The organism is Antrihabitans auranticaus (assembly GCF_016481275.1).
Taxonomy (GTDB): domain Bacteria; phylum Actinomycetota; class Actinomycetes; order Mycobacteriales; family Mycobacteriaceae; genus Antrihabitans.
The window spans coordinates 377,137-378,570 of the sequence record NZ_JAEMNW010000001.1 but is presented as its reverse complement, the minus strand read 5'-3'; the positions used below and the strand labels follow the sequence as shown (position 1 = coordinate 378,570).

The 1,434-nt window shown below is 63.3% G+C and carries 1 protein-coding gene; it reads left to right on the top strand.

Features of this window, described 5'->3' with window-relative positions:
- Positions 1-68 precede the first annotated feature (68 nt).
- Positions 69-1,424, top strand: a complete 1,356-nt coding sequence (locus JGU72_RS01600) for a lysine N(6)-hydroxylase/L-ornithine N(5)-oxygenase family protein (RefSeq protein ID WP_199682004.1) — start codon at positions 69-71, stop codon at positions 1,422-1,424.
- Positions 1,425-1,434 lie beyond the last annotated feature (10 nt).

Genomic DNA, 1,434 nt, shown 5'->3' with positions numbered 1-1,434 from the left:
CTTGGGCAGCAGTGTCCGAATTTGTCCCATAGGTAGGAATAAGGTTAGGCTTCACTACCCACACCTGCATGGGAGCGATGATGGTAAGTGAGTACTCGGCAGCCGAGCCGTTCGACATTGTCGGCATCGGCTTCGGTCCCGCGAACCTGGCACTCGCCATTGCCATCGAGGAACACAACGCCGACGCGCCGCCGAACCGCCGAATCCGCGCGCGATTCGTGGAACGTCAGCTCGAATTCGGTTGGCACCGGGGAATGCTTCTCGACGGCACGACCATGCAGATCGCCTTCCCCAAGGATCTCGCGACGTTCCGCAACCCGACGAGCTCCTACAGCTTCATCGCGTACCTGTTCGCACGTGGTCGCCTGGTCGATTTCGTCAACCATCAAACGTTCTATCCGACTCGGGCCGAGTTCCACGATTACCTGGAATGGGCAGCCGACAAGGTCGGTGCCGACGTCGACTACGGCACCGCCGTGCGGCACGTCGAAGGTGTCAAGCGGGCAAACAGCGTCGTAGATCTTCTCGCCGTCGAAACGAGTGCCGGCGACACGCTCTACACCCGCAATGTGGCCTACGGTGCGGGCCTGCGGGAACGGATTCCGGACTGGGCGACGACCTCGCTGCGCTGCTTCCACAATCACCAGTTCTTGCATCGCGTCGCGAAACTGCCTGAGCCTGTGCACAATCGCTTTGTCGTGCTCGGCGCGGGCCAGAGCGCGGCCGAGGTCGTCCAATACCTGCACTCGAATTTTCCGAAGGCCGAAGTGCACAGCGTGTTCACCAGGTTCGGGTACAGCCCGGCCGACGACAGCCCGTACGCCAACCGGATCTTCGATCCGTCGGCGGTCGACGAGCTGCACCGCGCGCCAGACGCAGAACGCCGACGGCTGCTCGGCCTGCACCGCAGCACGAACTATGCCGTCGTCGATCTCGAGCTCATCAACGAGCTGTACGCCACCGAGTATCAGGAGCGTGTCCGCGGCCAGCGCCGCTTGTTCATGCGCCGAGCGTCCGACGTCGTCGGCGTGCGCGACATCGCAGACGGCGTCGAGGTCGAGGTGCGAAGCAACCTGGACGGTCTGACGGACACATTGGCGTGCGACGCGATCGTGCTGGCGACCGGGTTCGTCCCGGCGCCGCTGGTGCCGATGTTCGGCGACCTCGTCCCGAACGGTGTCGAGACACCAGCGGTCGCCCGTGATTACAGGATGCACACCGAGTCCAACGTGACCTGCGGGATCTATCTGCAGGGCGGTACCGAGGACTCGCACGGGCTCACATCGTCCCTGCTCTCGAACGTCGCGGTTCGATCCGGTGAGATCGTCAAGTCCGTCGTCGACAGGCGGGAGGGCAGAGTGCGATCGGTGTCCGCACTTGCCCGATTTCCAGCGAAAGAAGCCGTAACCAACGACGTCAGGTGATCTCCAGCCG